General features: G+C 55.8%; 18 protein-coding genes. 12 read left to right on the plus strand and 6 right to left on the minus strand.

The genetic code is table 11. From position 1 onward, the window contains the following. Positions 1-67 precede the first annotated feature (67 nt). The 8 genes from BUC32_RS13385 to BUC32_RS13415 all read left to right on the plus strand — a co-directional run bounded on the left by BUC32_RS13385 (position 68) and on the right by BUC32_RS13415 (position 6143). Positions 68-907, plus strand: a complete 840-nt coding sequence (locus BUC32_RS13385) for an AAA family ATPase (protein ID WP_073253703.1) — start codon at positions 68-70, stop codon at positions 905-907. A gap of 153 nt (positions 908-1060) precedes the next feature. Continuing rightward, positions 1061-1519, plus strand: a complete 459-nt coding sequence (locus tag BUC32_RS13390) for a GNAT family N-acetyltransferase (RefSeq protein ID WP_073253902.1) — start codon at positions 1061-1063, stop codon at positions 1517-1519. A 44-nt stretch (positions 1520-1563) separates the two neighbouring features. Beyond that, positions 1564-2880, plus strand: coding sequence for a DUF2927 domain-containing protein (locus BUC32_RS13395; RefSeq protein ID WP_245815185.1), 1317 nt, complete (start codon positions 1564-1566; stop codon positions 2878-2880). Between the two features lie 5 nt (positions 2881-2885). Further along, positions 2886-3053, plus strand: coding sequence for a hypothetical protein (locus tag BUC32_RS20670; protein ID WP_175556939.1), 168 nt, complete (start codon positions 2886-2888; stop codon positions 3051-3053). 4 nt (positions 3054-3057) lie between these two features. Then, positions 3058-4242 (plus strand): vWA domain-containing protein, encoded by a 1185-nt coding sequence (locus tag BUC32_RS13400; protein ID WP_073253709.1) that lies wholly within the window; start codon positions 3058-3060, stop codon positions 4240-4242. A 79-nt stretch (positions 4243-4321) separates the two neighbouring features. Next, the gene (locus BUC32_RS13405) at positions 4322-4714 is read left to right on the plus strand and encodes a GFA family protein (protein ID WP_073253712.1); all 393 of its coding nucleotides are present in this window, start codon (positions 4322-4324) and stop codon (positions 4712-4714) included. A 103-nt stretch (positions 4715-4817) separates the two neighbouring features. Beyond that, complete coding sequence (locus tag BUC32_RS13410; protein WP_175556940.1) at positions 4818-5414, plus strand: DedA family protein; 597 nt, start codon at positions 4818-4820, stop codon at positions 5412-5414. Between the two features lie 36 nt (positions 5415-5450). After that, entirely contained in the window at positions 5451-6143 is a 693-nt protein-coding gene (locus BUC32_RS13415; RefSeq protein WP_073253717.1) for a M48 family metallopeptidase, read from the plus strand. A 75-nt stretch (positions 6144-6218) separates the two neighbouring features. On the opposite strand, the gene BUC32_RS13420 is transcribed toward BUC32_RS13415, so the two are convergent. The 6 genes from BUC32_RS13420 to BUC32_RS13445 all read right to left on the minus strand — a co-directional run bounded on the left by BUC32_RS13420 (position 6219) and on the right by BUC32_RS13445 (position 12312). Then, on the minus strand, positions 6219-6761 hold the full coding sequence (locus BUC32_RS13420) for an RSP_2648 family PIN domain-containing protein (RefSeq protein WP_281248984.1): 543 nt from the start codon (positions 6759-6761) through the stop codon (positions 6219-6221). Beyond that, on the minus strand, positions 6758-7954 hold the full coding sequence (locus tag BUC32_RS13425; protein ID WP_175556941.1) for an RSP_2647 family RNA methyltransferase: 1197 nt from the start codon (positions 7952-7954) through the stop codon (positions 6758-6760). The genes BUC32_RS13420 and BUC32_RS13425 overlap by 4 nt, the downstream gene beginning before the upstream one ends. Before the next feature lie 41 nt (positions 7955-7995). Next, positions 7996-8661, minus strand: a complete 666-nt coding sequence (locus BUC32_RS13430) for a DUF6778 family protein (protein WP_073253908.1) — start codon at positions 8659-8661, stop codon at positions 7996-7998. A gap of 150 nt (positions 8662-8811) precedes the next feature. Further along, positions 8812-9081 carry a hypothetical protein gene (locus BUC32_RS13435; RefSeq protein ID WP_073253723.1) on the minus strand — a complete coding sequence of 90 codons (270 nt, stop codon included), beginning with the start codon at positions 9079-9081 and terminating at the stop codon, positions 8812-8814. 3 nt (positions 9082-9084) lie between these two features. Then, complete coding sequence (locus BUC32_RS13440) at positions 9085-11868, minus strand: [protein-PII] uridylyltransferase family protein (protein WP_073253726.1); 2784 nt, start codon at positions 11866-11868, stop codon at positions 9085-9087. A 69-nt stretch (positions 11869-11937) separates the two neighbouring features. After that, the gene (locus BUC32_RS13445) at positions 11938-12312 is read right to left on the minus strand and encodes a nuclear transport factor 2 family protein (RefSeq protein ID WP_073253729.1); all 375 of its coding nucleotides are present in this window, start codon (positions 12310-12312) and stop codon (positions 11938-11940) included. A 93-nt stretch (positions 12313-12405) separates the two neighbouring features. On the opposite strand from BUC32_RS13445, the gene BUC32_RS13450 reads away from it, so the two are divergent. The 4 genes from BUC32_RS13450 to BUC32_RS13465 all read left to right on the plus strand — a co-directional run bounded on the left by BUC32_RS13450 (position 12406) and on the right by BUC32_RS13465 (position 14933). Then, positions 12406-12873 (plus strand): YbaK/EbsC family protein, encoded by a 468-nt coding sequence (locus BUC32_RS13450; protein WP_073253731.1) that lies wholly within the window; start codon positions 12406-12408, stop codon positions 12871-12873. 162 nt (positions 12874-13035) lie between these two features. Continuing rightward, positions 13036-13467: a DUF2852 domain-containing protein gene (locus BUC32_RS13455; protein ID WP_073253734.1), complete on the plus strand. Its 432-nt coding sequence runs from the start codon at positions 13036-13038 to the stop codon at positions 13465-13467. A gap of 86 nt (positions 13468-13553) precedes the next feature. Then, positions 13554-14003, plus strand: a complete 450-nt coding sequence (locus tag BUC32_RS13460) for an RDD family protein (RefSeq protein WP_073253910.1) — start codon at positions 13554-13556, stop codon at positions 14001-14003. A 108-nt stretch (positions 14004-14111) separates the two neighbouring features. Continuing rightward, the gene (locus BUC32_RS13465) at positions 14112-14933 is read left to right on the plus strand and encodes an arginyltransferase (protein ID WP_073253737.1); all 822 of its coding nucleotides are present in this window, start codon (positions 14112-14114) and stop codon (positions 14931-14933) included. Positions 14934-15056 lie beyond the last annotated feature (123 nt).

The following is a 15056-nucleotide window of genomic DNA, read 5'->3' on the forward strand; positions in this document are numbered from 1 at the left end:
CATTGCGGTGAAAATTTGTTCACGTTAGTGTGCGGCGAAATTTGAACGCTCGCGCAAGGAAATCCGCATGAAATTCGAAGGCACCAAAAGCTATGTGGCGACCGAGGATCTGAACGTCGCAGTGAACGCTGCTGTGGCTCTGGAACGTCCTTTGCTGGTCAAAGGTGAACCGGGCACCGGCAAGACCGAATTAGCCAAGCAAATTGCCGAAGGTCTTGGGTTGCGGATGATCGAGTGGAACATCAAATCCACCACCAAAGCACAACAGGGTCTTTATGAATACGACGCCGTCAGCCGCCTGCGGGATTCGCAACTGGGTGAAGAGCGCGTGCATGATGTCAGCAACTACATCAAAAAGGGCAAACTCTGGGAAGCATTTGAAACTGACGAAAAAGTGGTTTTGTTGATTGATGAGATCGACAAAGCCGATATCGAATTTCCCAACGACCTTTTGCAAGAGCTCGATAAGATGGAGTTCCACGTTTACGAGACGGGCGAAACCATCAAGGCTAAGAACCGTCCGATCATGATCATCACGTCGAACAATGAAAAAGAATTGCCCGACGCCTTTTTGCGCCGATGTTTTTTCCACTACATTCGTTTTCCCGATCACGACACCCTGCGCGAGATCGTGGGTGTGCATCATCCGGACATCAAGGACACTCTTTTGGCCACCGCGCTGACACAATTTTTTGAAATTCGTGACACGCCTGGCCTCAAAAAAAAGCCGTCCACATCCGAAGTGCTGGACTGGCTGAAACTATTGCTGGCCGAAGACCTGGACGCCGAAGATCTGGCGCGCGATGGCGCAAATGCCTTGCCTAAGTTGCACGGCGCGCTGTTAAAGAACGAACAGGACGTGCATTTGTTTGAACGTCTTGCCTTTATGGCCCGCTCGGGCCGGTAAGAGTATTTAAGGCATCCCGAAAAAGTTGGGAGGCGAACGTATTGATGACTCTTGGTTGGCTGAAATCCCTTTTCGGGCCATAATGTTGACCAAGACCCGAGCTAATTTATGCAAGCCCGGGCACAACGGGCCGCAAAGAATCGGAGGCAGCTCATGTCGAGCGCGAATCACAACTTAAGCATCCGCCCCTTGCGGGCGGAGGACGAGGCCCAGTGGCGTGAGCTTTGGACCGGATATCTTGAGTATTACGAGACCTCTGTGCCTGAAGAAGTTTATCAGACCACGTTTGCAAGGCTACTGGGGGATGATCCGCAGGATTTTACCTGCCTTGTGGCCGAACTTAATGGTCAGATGATCGGCCTGACCCATTACCTGTTTCACCGTCACGCTTGGAAGGTTGAAAACATCTGCTATTTGCAAGACCTCTACTCTGCACCCGAAGCCCGTGGCACAGGTGTTGGGCGTGCGCTGATCGAAGCCGTTTATGCCGCGGCAGACGACTCAGGTGCAGGTGGCGTTTACTGGCTGACCCAGGATTTCAACGAAACCGCCCGAAAACTATATGATCGCCTCGGCAAGCTGACCCCGTTTATCCGGTATCAACGTCCCTGATGCGCCGTTTCTTGATCCCTCTTTGCCTGACATTGGGCGCCTGTATGCCGGCCACGAACACCGAGGCCCCGACCCGTGGGGCCATTGCGGATTCGTCCTTGCCGCCGATGAAAATCTTCGCGGTGCCCTCACCCACGCCGCCTGCCCGCTCGAACCGTGATATTGCCCGCGATTTTGCCGATCTGGCCTTCACGATGGAAAGTGGACGTGAGTTGCCCGTCATGACCCGGTTTGAGGGGCCAATCACCGTGCGGGTCACAGGCAAGCCTCCGGCCGGCCTCAGCCCGGACCTCACCCGATTGCTGTATCGTCTGCGCACCGAAGCGGGCATCGATATCACCCAAACCAAAGACAAATCCGCCAATATCACGATCGAGGCGGTTTCGCGCAATGACATCCGACGCAATCTGCCTCAGGCCGCCTGTTTTGTAGCGCCCAACATTTCGTCTCTGTCGCAGTACCGATCAGCCCGCCGCACATCAAAAACCAACTGGGCGTTGATGGAGAGCCGCGAAAAAATCGCGATCTTCCTTCCCAATGACACCAGCCCTCAAGAAGTGCGCGATTGTTTGCATGAAGAACTGGCTCAGGCCTTGGGCCCTCTCAATGATCTTTATCGCCTGTCCGACAGCGTCTTTAATGACGACAATGTTCACGCTGTTCTGACCGGCTTTGATATGACCATTTTGCGGGCCTACTATGACCCTGCTTTGGCCAACGGCATGTCTCGTGACCAAGTTTCGGCGCGGTTACCATCGGTTCTGGCCCGCATAAATCCGCGCGGACAGAACAGATCGCCGCATTATGCCAAAAGCACGTCCCGAGATTGGATCAGTGCCATTCAAACGGCTTTGGGTCCCGGCGCGGGTCCTGTCGTGCGCCGCAATGCCGCCAACCAGGCGCTGGCCATTGCGCAACGCGAGGGATGGAACGATCACCGGCTTGGTTTTAGCTATTTTGCGCTTGGACGATTGATGCAATCGGTTGATGCAGACAAAGCTCATACCTATTTTCTTTATGCGGACCGCGCCTATCGTCAAAGTCCGAATACGGCCCCACATCGCGCATTTGTCGCCACACAGTTGGCCGCATACGCCGTTTCTGCGGGCCGTGGGCAAGAAGCCCAAAACCTGATTTCCCCACATCTGTCTGTGGCGGCGCGTCATGAAAATGCAGTTCTTTTGTCGACGCTCATGCTATTGCGCGCAGAATCGCTCGACTTGCTCGAACGCTCGACCGAGGCCTCCCAGGTGCGTCTGGACAGTCTCGGCTGGGCGCGCTACGGCTTTGGTCCGGATTGGGCCGTTCGCGCCAAACTGCGGGAAATTGCGGCACTCAACCCACTCAACGGGAGATACTAAGCCAAATGTTCGTTCTAGGCGGTGCCCTATTGGGCTTGATCATCGGCGCGATGATCGCGAAAAAACGCAAAGGTGGCCGGTTGGACATCCTGCAATATGCCATAGTTTATGCAATAGCCTTTGCACTTTTGGGCCTATTCGTCACCATCGGCGTTCATCGGTTTTCGGTCTGATCTGATGTTTCTTCCTTTTTTCGAAAATCTCAGAGACGGCGGCGTGCCGGTCAGCTTGCGCGAATATCTGAGCTTTCTCGAAGGGGTCAAAGTCGAACTTGCCACCTATGATATAGATGCGTTTTACTATCTTGCTCGTGTTGTCATGGTCAAAGATGAACGCAACCTCGACAAGTTTGACCGCGCTTTTGCGGCCACCTTTAGCGGCATGGAAAACATCAGCCTGCAGGATGTTCTAGAAGCCGTCGAAGTGCCCGAGGAATGGCTGCGCAAAATGGCGGAAAAGCATCTGTCACCCGAAGAAATGGCCGAGATCGAAAGCCTGGGTGGCTTTGACAAGCTGATGGAGACGCTGAAAGAGCGCCTTAAGGAACAAGAAGGACGTCACCAGGGCGGCAGCAAGTGGATTGGCACGGCAGGCACTTCACCCTTTGGGGCCTATGGCTATAATCCCGAAGGCGTGCGCATCGGCCAGAAAGAAAGCCGTCATCAGCGGGCTGTCAAAGTCTGGGACAAACGAGAATTCAAAAACCTCGATGACAGCATTGAACTGGGCACCCGCAACATCAAAGTGGCGCTGAAACGTCTGCGCCGCTGGGCCCGTGATGGCGCCCATGAAGAGCTGGATCTGGACGGCACCATCCGTGCCACGGCCGAACATGGCTATCTGGACGTGCAAACCCGCCCCGAACGGCGCAATGCGGTTAAGGTGTTGTTGTTCCTCGATATTGGCGGATCAATGGATCCCCATATCCGGATTGTCGAAGAGCTGTTTTCGGCCGCCAGCACCGAATTCAAACACATGGAACACTTTTACTTCCACAACTGCCTTTATGAAGGTGTGTGGAAAGACAATCGCCGTCGCTGGGATGCGCAAACTTCAACCCACGAAATCATGCGCACCTATGGGTCGGATTACAAATGCATCTTTGTCGGCGACGCGTCGATGTCACCTTACGAGATCGCCTATCCCGGTGGTGCCAACGAACACTGGAACGCAGAGGCCGGGCAAGTCTGGCTGGAACGCGCACGTGATCAATGGCAGTCAAACCTCTGGATCAACCCGGTCCCGGAAAAATACTGGCCGCATACCCATTCGATCAAGATGATCCGCGAGATCTTTGAAGACCGTATGGTGCCGATGACCCTCCAGGGGATTGAACAAGGCATGAAAGATCTGACGCGGTAACGGGTTGGCGCCGGCGCCTTGCGAAAAAATACTGACATTGTGAGGTCTCTTTCTTATCCTGTTATCAGGGAGAGAACAGATGAACGAAAGACTTGTTGGGGGCTGCAAATGCGGCGCGGTGCGATACAGCGGAAGCCGCGCGGATGTCCCGATGTTTCGCTGTCACTGCCGCGATTGCCAACAGCTTACCGGGTCAGGTCATTCGGACATGGTGCCACTGGATGCGGCAAGTTTTTCCATGAGCGACGGCAGTAAAACCTATGAAATGGCCGGGGGGTCGGGGCGCTCGACCTTTAGCGGCTTTTGCCCCAATTGCGGCGCGCAACTGACCCGTCGCAGCGAAAGATCACCTGATCGCATCTATGTACATGCGGCCTCGTTGGATGACCCAAGCGTCTATAAACCTGCCAAATCCATTTATGCCGACTGCGCCCAACCCTGGGATAATGCAGTCGTCGCCACCAGAGATTAACGCCCGCCACGCAGAGACGTTGAGAGGGCGCACGAAACCTTGACGGGGTTGTCATGCTTCTGTCATGGCTTTGACCAAGGATTCAGCAAACCGGGGCAACTTCATGAGCGACTGGCTAACCCAAGCATTGTTGACCTATGGCCCACTTTTGCTGGGGCTTTCCACCTTTGCCTGTTGTCTGATCGTGCCGATCCCGGCCTCTTGGCTGATGCTGGCGGCAGGTGCGCTGGCCTCAACCGGGGCGATGTCCCTGCCGGTCTTGTTGGTGGTCGCCTATGTCGGCGCGGTGTTGGGGGATCAATTGGGTTATTTCACCGGCGTAGCGATCCATGATCGGGTGCAGGCAATAGCCGGGCGTCACCGACGCAGCGCACAATTGTTTCAAAACGCCCAAGATCTGACCGCGTCGCGCGGGGGGCTTGGCGTGTTTCTCAGCCGGTGGCTGTTGTCGCCACTTGGGCCTTATGTCAACATAATCTCTGGCGCAGCCGAGATGACATGGGCGCGCTTCACTCTATGGGCGTCTTTGGGCAAACTGGTCTGGGTCGGCCTTTATTGTGGGGTGGGCTTTGTCTTTGCACAGAACCTGCCACGGGTGGCGCGCATGCTGGGCGGGCTGACATGGGCGCTGACCGGGGTCGCGATACTCACGGCGATAATAGCAATATACTGGCAAAGGCGCCGCAAGCGCAAAGCGTGACTTGCTCTTGCGCGCGCCCTGCCCCATATCTGAACCATGTTACGCCTGACCCCGATCCTTCTGGCCCTGGCCTATGGTATTATTCTCTATCGGTTTTCCGCATGGCGGACCTCGCGAGAGCTGGACGCGCGCTCAACCGAGCTGATGGATCCTTTGCTTGTCCCCTTGATCCGTAAGATGGCCGCAGCACTGGATCTGCCAAGGATCAAAGTGCACATCTATGAGATTGAGCCCGTAAATGGCCTTGCCGCACCGGATGGGCGCATCTTTATCACCCGTGGGTTCTACAACCGCTACAAAGCAGGCGAAGTCAGCGCAGAAGAAATCTCAAGCGTCATCGCCCATGAACTGGGCCATGTCGCACTGGGGCATTCGCGCCGTCGTATGATCGACTTTTCCGGCCAAAACGCCCTGCGCACAGCTTTGGCAATGGTGCTGGGCCGCCTGATCCCCGGCGTAGGCGTGTGGCTGGCCAATCTCGCCACCTCAACATTGGCCGCACGCCTGTCGCGCAACGACGAATACGAGGCCGATTCTTATGCCGCCGCTCTGCTCACGAAAGCGGGCATCGGCACGGCGCCTCAAAAATCCCTGTTCCACAAACTGGAAAACCTCAGCAATTCAAAAGGTGGCATCACGCCCGCCTGGCTGCTCAGCCACCCCAAAACCCCCGATCGGATCAAGGCGATCGAAGATCTTGAAACCAAGTGGGGCGTCTCAAAGACCTGATTTCGCTATTTAAGAAATTCTTTGGGGTGAACGTTGTCTTAGCGACGCAAGGGCGACGTGAGGCACAGCGCTAGCCTACGCCAGCGCCTTGGCAAGCCTCGGTAGTCGGGCTTTTTTGAGCAATCCGCGCATATCCCAGTCCCGCCCTGACAAGCGCTCAGCCTCAAGCCGTACAGAGTCAGCAACCTGTTCTACCAACTCTGGTTGGCTCTCCCAGATACTGCGCAACAAACCGTCCGGATCAATGCGTAGCAACCCTTCTTCCGCCAGTATTCCACGTGGGAAGTCCTTGGCATTCATCGTGACAATTGCATCCGCTGACCCGGCAATTGCTGCCGCCAGAACATGTTCATCCGCCGCATCCGGCAGATAAAGGCGATCTTCGAGCGATGGCTTCCAGGTGACTTCAGCTTTGGGCCAATTGGCGCGCAGCAGCGCAATTTCTCCGCGCGCCTGAGGTTCACCCGCCGGGCCCAGTTTCCGCGCGGCCCGCGCCCATTCTTCCAAAATTCGCGCCGACCAAAGCGGTTCAAACGCGCCGGCCGTGGCCACACCCAACAACATCTCACGCATCACCGTGGGATAAATCACGCATGTATCCAGAAGATACCGCTTCACAGGCGGAAGAACAGCGCTTTGAGGTAGCCGCTTTCGGCCAGTTGCGGCATCAGCGGATGATCTGGACCGGCGTATCCGGTGTGGATCAGCTGAGCCTGTCGCCCTGCCCGACCAATGCCGCGCACCGATGCACCGCGAAATCTGGCCAGATCAGCTGCATGCGAACAGGAACACAACCCCAAATAGCCACCTTCCCGCACCAAAGGTGCCGCAAGACGCGCAACGCGCTCATAGGCACGCAGACCTTTCTCTAACGCAGGTTTGGAAGGCGCAAAGGCTGGTGGGTCGCAAATCACCACATCAAAGGTCTCGCCCTCATCCGCCAAAGCGGTCAGCACGTCAAACGCATCGCCCTTGCGCGTGCCAAAACGGGCTTCAAAACCTGACGCGCCTGCGCCGTCTTCAGCCAGCGATAAGGCCGCAGCCGAACCATCCACACAAAGGGCCGAGGCCGCGCCAGACGCCAAAGCCGCCAGACCAAAACCGCCGACATGGGAAAACACGTCCAGAACCCTTGCATCTTTGCAGAGTCTGGCCGCAAATTCCTGATTGGCACGTTGATCAAAGAAAAGTCCGGTTTTCTGCCCGCCCATCAGGTCGGCCATATAAGTGGCCCCGTTCATCGTCACAGGTACCGCCGCGTCAGGGGCCTGCCCCACCATCACGCAGCTTACATCATCAAGACCTTCCAGCGCGCGCGCGCGCCCTGAGCCACTCTTTAAAACAGTGGTCACGCCGGTGACCTCGATCAATGCTGCGACCAGAGCATCCAGCAAGCGATCCGCCCAGGCGGCGTTTGGCTGGATCACAGCCACATCGCCAAAGCGGTCAATCACCACGCCCGGAAGACCATCGGCTTCGGCATGGATCAATCTGTAAAAGGGCGCTTCATAAAGCCGGGTGCGCATATCGTAAGCGCGCGTCAGCTTGGCCGCCAGCCACACCTGGTCAATCGACGCCTCCAGATTGCGATCCAGCATTCGACAGGTGATGCGCGAATTTGGATTGACCTCGACAAGGCCCAGCGGATTGCGTTCATTGTCTTGCAGAACAGCAATCGTACCCGGTTCAATGTTGCGGGTGCGCCGGTCTACGACCAGTTCATTATCATAAATCCAAGGAAAGCCATGGCGAATTGCCTGTGGCTTGGTTTTGGGTTTCAGGCGGACAATAGGAAAAGAGGACGACATCATGTCGTCCTCCTAAAGATTTCCATCGCTGGTGAAAAGGCCGATTACGACCCGATCTGTTTCACCGGGGTCATCGGAACGATCGAAGCGGTTGTTCCGCCTTTTGGAGGCACCCAACCGGTCGCCAGTGTCATTTCATCCTGAATGACGCGCGCCAGGTGGTTGGTGATGCGATATTTCTGGGTCAACCCACGGGCTTCGGCCTGAAGGGCTTTGCTGCCGCCATACCCAACAAGGTCTGCCTTGATCTCACGTGGGCCCCGCACAACAGCACCTGTCTGTGCGTCTCGGATGGTCATCACGAATTCGATCGAGTGGATACCCCCGACGGAGTAACGTGTTTTTTCGGTCAGGGCATGAAAGCGCTTGAGTTCGATATCAACCACAACATCCATAGCACCAGTCAGATTGCCCGCGCCCAGTTGGATTGAATCCTCAAGGATCGCACCAACTTGCTTATAGCGATCACCATAGGGATCACCGCGCCAAACAATGTCACCGCTTGGGCGGTAGCTGTTGGCTTCGGATACTTTCAAAGTGGTCGGGACGTTTACGGAAAACCCTGCCAATGCAAAAGACGGCGCCGGAGCGGCCATTTCTGCCGGGATTTGCTCCAGAGGAGCGTTACGGGTTGCGGTGTCTACGGACGCACAAGCCGAAAGGCCGAGTCCGAGTACCGTCATCATCACTGTCATTCGAACATGTTTCATGTTCATTCTCCTTGGACCCCCAGGTCCATATACACTGCCGCTAAGTTGCGCGCGAAATGAGGCGAGAATGAGACAATTTGAGTTCAATTCAGTGGAATTTGTACCGAAATAACCAGCAAGAATTTATCTTAAGCTACTGGCAAATCACGTCTAATTTCTGTTCCGAGATCGCCAACCACCACGCCGTTTTGGATTGACCATCTGAACGCGCCCTTGCTCCAGGATGCTGGTCATGGGGTGGTCAGCCGGTTGAGATTGATTGCGAATGAGAAGCGCTTCGATCGCCACCTTGGCCTCAATGGTTCCGGGCAGGGACAAAGCCCAATCCAAAAAAATCGAACGGCATTGGTCCTCGGTGATACCTTCAATCTTATAAGATTCCCGGATCAACCCCTTTGGATCGAGATCTTTTTCATCCATCACCTAGCCCTTTTGTGGTGCGCGCGTCAAAGCGGACTGAATACAACTGCCGACTTGCTCGACTGCTGTGCCCAGAAGATCCGCCAAGTCAGCCATTGTCTTGGTTCCGGTTTCTCGCAGTACAAAGGCTGCACCACCTTCTCCGATGACATCTGCTGACAGATCCTGTTCGCTCAACAGTTTGGAAACAACCTGCACCTTCCAGAAAAGGTCGTAAGCGTCCCCAAGCGCTATACGATCTGCGGCACTGAACCAACCAATCGCGACACCGGCGTCTAACCCGTCAGCCACAGAGCGGCCCGAGGTCCCCGCCAAAAGCGCAGCAGCCTGCGATAACAGCTCAATATCTTGCAGACGCCCGGGACCGATCTTGGCATCCCAAATACCGGTCGGGGATTTTGCGGCGGCGATCCTGTCGCGCATTTCGCTAACGTCACCCCGGATTTTGGCCTCATCTGCGGGCTTTGACAAAACTTCTTGGCGAAACGCTTCTACTTCTTCCATCAATTCCGCCGTTCCGGCGATAGGGCGCGCGCGCGTCAGAGCCAGATGTTCCCAGGTCCAGGCCTCGTTTTTCTGATACTCCTTAAAAGACGCCATCGATGTCGCAACCGGCCCCTGTGATCCAGACGGACGCAGGCGCATATCCACCTCGTAAAGGCGCCCCTGAGCCGTCTGCGCCGTCACAGCGGTGACCATGGCTTGGGTCAGGCGAGCGTAATAAGCGCGCGATGCCAGCGGACGTCGGCCTTCCGAGAAATCCACACCGTCCGCATCGTAGATCACAATCAGGTCCAGATCTGACGCCGCATTCAGGTGGCCTGCCCCCATGGATCCCATACCCAAAACCATGGCGCCACGTCCGGGCATTTCGCCGTGTTTCTCGGCAAATTTCTCAACCACCACCGGCCAGAGTGCCGCCAGACTAGCACTGGCCAGATCGGCATAATGTGCACCGGCTTCGCGCGCAGAAATCAAACCCCGCAGATGATGCACGCCTACTCGGAAATGCCATTCCTTGGCCCAGCGGCGTGCCGTGTCCAGTTTGTCTTCGTAGTCGTCCCCTTCGCGGGCAAGAGCATCAGTCAGGTCTTGCTGCAATCCATCCTGATTGGGCCAGTCCGTAAAGAAAGAGCCACCAATCACCGCGTCGAACACCCCGGAATTACGCGACAAATGCCGCCCCAACGCAGGGGCCGTTCCCACAATATCCACCAAGAGGTCAATCAGTTGTGTGTTGGCATCAAACAACGAAAACAGCTGCACCCCGGCAGGTAATCCTGACAGGAACCCATCCAAGGCCAGCAACGCCTGATTAGGGTGGGCGGTATGCGACAGCCGGTCCAGTATCTCGGGCTTCAGCCGGTTGAAAATCTTCACCGCCCGCTCTGAACGCAAGGCCGGATAGGTCTGCCAGCGTTCGATGACGTCGGTGTCAAATTCATGCGCTTTTTCCCCTACCCCGGCGTCCGGTGCAAAGAACCCTTCGGTCAGCTCGTGCACCTCGGTCAGCCGGTGCGAGATGTTCTTTTTCATCTCGTCCAGATCACGCCCCATCAGGCAGGCAATACGTTGCATACCATCTGCGGACTTTGGCATGTCGTGGGTTTGGGCATCATTCACCATCTGAATGCGGTGCTCAACTTCGCGGTGCGCGCGATAGTGATTGCCCAGAATTTCCGCGGTCTCAGGTGGTACCCAGCCCTTTTCCGCCAGCTTGGCCAAGGCAGGCACGGTTCGGTTATCGCGCAAGTAAGGATCACGACCGCCGGAAATAAGCTGTCGGGTCTGGGTGAAAAACTCGATCTCGCGAATACCACCGCGCCCCAGTTTCATATTGTGACCAGCCAGAGTGATATCGCCCCCCAAACCTTTGTGTTCGCGAATACGCAGGCGCATGTCGTGCGCATCCTGAATGGCGGTAAAATCCAAATGCTTTCGCCAAACAAACGGTGTCAGAGCCGTCAAAAACCGCGCGCCTGCCTCCAGATCCCCCGCCGAGGGGCGCGCCTTGATGTAAGCGGCACGTTCCCAGGTCCGCCCAAGACTTTCATAGTACCGCTCAGCCGCTTCCATTGCGAGGCACACTGGCGTGACAGCCGGATCCGGGCGCAAGCGCAGGTCGGTGCGAAACACATAACCTTCGCCAGTCAAATCATTGAGCATCGCCGACATTTTGCGCGTGGCACGCACGAAACTGGCCCGCGCATCATAGAAATCATCGGGATCAAAGCGTGTTTCATCAAACAAACAAATCAGGTCGATGTCCGAACTGTAGTTCAACTCATGCGCCCCCATCTTACCCATCGCCAACGTCACCATTCCGCCAGCCGTGGCCACATCATCTTCGGTTTGCCCGGGCAATTTTTTGCGACGGATTTCGTTTCCGATGGCGGCCTTGAGCGCCAGATCACTGGCCAGATCAGCAAAATCCGTCAGCTCACCCGTGACTTGTTCCAACTGCCACACGCCGGCAAGATCAGCCAATGCCGTCATCAACGCCACACGGCGTTTGCCCTGGCGCAACGCGTCGGCCAACCTGTCCGGGGCCACTTCTGCAAGGTCGGAAAACACCCTTTGCAACGCCGCTTCGGGGTCATCAAACGCCGTTGGCAACCACGCCTTTTCTTTCTCAATCAGGGATTTGAGGTACGGGCTACTGCCAGCGGTGCCTTTGATCAATTTGACAAGATCGCCAGTCAGGTCCGGCACAGAGGCCAGGGCATCGTTGCCAAGATTGGCGTCAAAAGCGGTCGGAAGGCGGGTGATACGGTCTGCAAAATTCATGGGGCGAAGATGCGGCTCTGGAGCAAGATGGTCAATGATCTGGCGCAAGGCATTGGCGTTGCCGCCACCTTAGGCCGCAGGGGTGTCTTGGGAAAAGCTGTTGAGCCACTCATTATCCCTATGTTCCCAGATTGACGAGATATACATGGCATCCCATTTCACCGCATCAACAGCCCGGTAAGCCGCATGATAGGCCAGTAAAACCCGCCCCTCTCCAAGCGGCACAAGGCGCGCTTGGGACAATCTGTATTCAGCCATGGTTGGGCCCTGATCCAATTGCCCGGTGTGCCCGACCTTGTTTGAAAAGCCGCTGGGATAGACACCCAGAAAATCTGACGTCAACATCGCGCCATCTGCGACAGGGTCGCCATCTATCAGGGCCTGCCAGACTTGCTTTTCAAGGATCAGGATGTCGTCGAGAGTCGGGGGGTATGTCTGTGTCATTCGCCAATCTTGGGCCGCTCTGACCGCGCGGTCAACGCCTCTTTACAACCCCAAACCAGACAGCTTTTAATGACCAGAACTGGAGAAAACATCATGAGCAAAAGCCTGAAACGCGTGCGCGCAGCTTTGGAGGCCGCGGGCCTGCCTTCGGATGTCCGTGAAACCGATGGCGCCCGGACGGCACAGATGGCTGCGGACGCGGTGGGTTGTGCGTTGGACCAGATCACCAAATCTATCATCTTCCGGGGAGAAACCAGCGGTCAGGCCATTTTGTTTCTGACCGCAGGTGGCAACCAGGTTGACCCGGCAAAGGCGAGCGCGCTTGCTGGCGAGCCGTTGGGCAAGGCTGATGCAGCCTTGGTGCGCAACCAAACAGGGTTTGCCATTGGCGGCGTGAGCCCCGTGGGCCATCTGAACCCGATCCGCGCCTTTATCGACAAGCGCCTGATGGCCTTTGACATTGTGTGGGCAGCCGCAGGGACCCCAAACCATGTTTTTCACATTGATCCACATGATTTACCTGGCTTAACCGGGGCATCCGAGGCCGAATTCACTGCATAAGTTCAGAAATTTCACCTAATTTGGGAAGGTGATATTTGTTTATTTTCAATCGCATAAATCAATAATGTAAAAAACATTCACATACAGTCTTGCAATCCGCCCCCAACACTCCGATCTTGAGAATGTAAAGACGATTTACATTGCAAGGAACGGAGAGACAAAATGACAGCGACTGCCACCAACGCAACCGGTCCAACCGGATGGTTTTCAAAGAGTGAAGCCTGGCTAGACAGCAAAGGCAAAGGCGCCTGGATTGTCGCCATGGTGCTGGGCTTTATCTTCTTTTGGCCAATCGGTTTGGCCCTCGTTCTCTATATCACTTACACCAACCGCTGGAGCAAAAACATGTTTTCAAAATCTTGCCGTCGTAGCCACCACCGCAGTCACGGTATGCGAATGTCGCCCACCGGCAACCGCGCCTTTGACAGCTACCGCGAAGACACGCTGCGCCGTCTAGAAGATGAACAGGCCAACTTTGAAGCCTTCCTGGAACGCCTGCGCGAAGCCAAGGACAAGTCCGAGTTCGACCAGTTCATGGCGGATCGTGCCTCAGCGGCCGCAACCGAGACGCCCGAGCCACGCGCTGACGCCTGATAAACAAACAACGCGGCCCCGATCTGTGGGGCCGCGCTGACGCTTTTCCCCTATCCCGTATTGGAATTTCACCTCCTATGACCCATATGGCCCAGATGGACTATAGTCTTCCCAACCCCGACACTCAGCCCGAGTTTTATGCGGATGTCCCCACCAAACGGTTGGTGGCCTGGTTCTTTGATCTGATCGTCATTGTCGCAATCAGCGCTCTGATCGTGCCCTTCACCGCCTTTGTTGGCCTGTTCTTTTTTGGCTTTTTGATGCTGGTCACTGGGTTCATCTATCGGACTGTGACGCTTGCCACCGGATCTGCAACTTGGGGCATGCGGTTGGTGTCTATTGAATTTCGCGATCGCACGGGTCAGAAATTCGATCTTGGCAGCGCCTTTTTACACACGCTGGGATACCACATCTCGATTTCGATCTTCCCCGCGCAAATCGTCTCTATCATTTTGATGCTGACGTCGTCACGTGCCCAAGGTTTGACCGATCATGTGATGGGTTCGGTCGCGATCAACCGAGCCGCGCGGTTCTAAGGGCAACGCACCCTCTGCGCCATTCATGTAAAAGCCTGACAATTTAGAGGCTTGGCGCGCGCGAAAACCATTGCTATCGTCCTTTGCGAACAGTCGTAAAAGGACGATATGCGCCACACGCTTCCTCTTGCTCCGCAGTTCTATGTGACTGCACCTCAGCCCTGCCCTTATCTTGAGGGGCGGATGGAACGCAAATTGTTCACGTCACTGCAGGGCGAACACGCCACCGAGTTAAACAATTCATTGTCCCGACAGGGCTTTCGCCGATCGCAAAACGTCTTGTATCGCCCATCGTGTTCGGACTGTTCCGCCTGCCTTTCGGCGCGGATTAATGTGGCGAATTTCACCCCATCCAAAAGCCAGAAACGGATCAGCAAACGCAACATCCGTTTGAAACGCCGCGCGACATCTCCTTGGGCAACCGAAGATCAGTTTGATCTGTTTCGGGTCTATCTGGACAGCCGCCATGCTGATGGCGGCATGGCCGATATGGATGTGTTTGAATTTGCCGCCATGATCGAGGAAACCCCGATCCGCAGCCGCGTTATTGAATACACCGATGAAGACAGCCAGGAATTAATCGGCGTCTCTCTGACAGACGTGCTCGAGGACGGGTTGAGCATGGTTTATTCATTTTACACACCGGACCTGCCACGCCAAAGCCTTGGCACCTATCTGATCCTCGACCATATCGACATCGCACGCGAAGCAGGTCTGCCTTATGTCTATCTGGGCTATTGGGTCCCTGGCAGTGCCAAGATGGGGTACAAAAGCAATTTCTCGGGCCTTGAGATCTATTCCAAAGGCAATTGGCAGGAAATCGGCGACCCGGAACGCTTTGCCTCCGAGCTGCATCCTTTGTCCACTGATCCGATTGCCGAGCAAGTCGCCAACCTGTCTTTGCCTGACATCCGCGCGCCAAAAATCTAAACATCTGCTTCGGCGCGGCTTCACTTTTCACTGTTCGCTTTTTCGAAAACACTCGCGCCGCAGGCACAGGAACGCGTCCCGTTCAAATGAAAACGGGGGCCCGAAGGCCCCCGTTTTATTGCG

The sequence above is a fragment of the Shimia gijangensis genome (assembly GCF_900142085.1).
Lineage (GTDB): Bacteria > Pseudomonadota > Alphaproteobacteria > Rhodobacterales > Rhodobacteraceae > Shimia > Shimia gijangensis.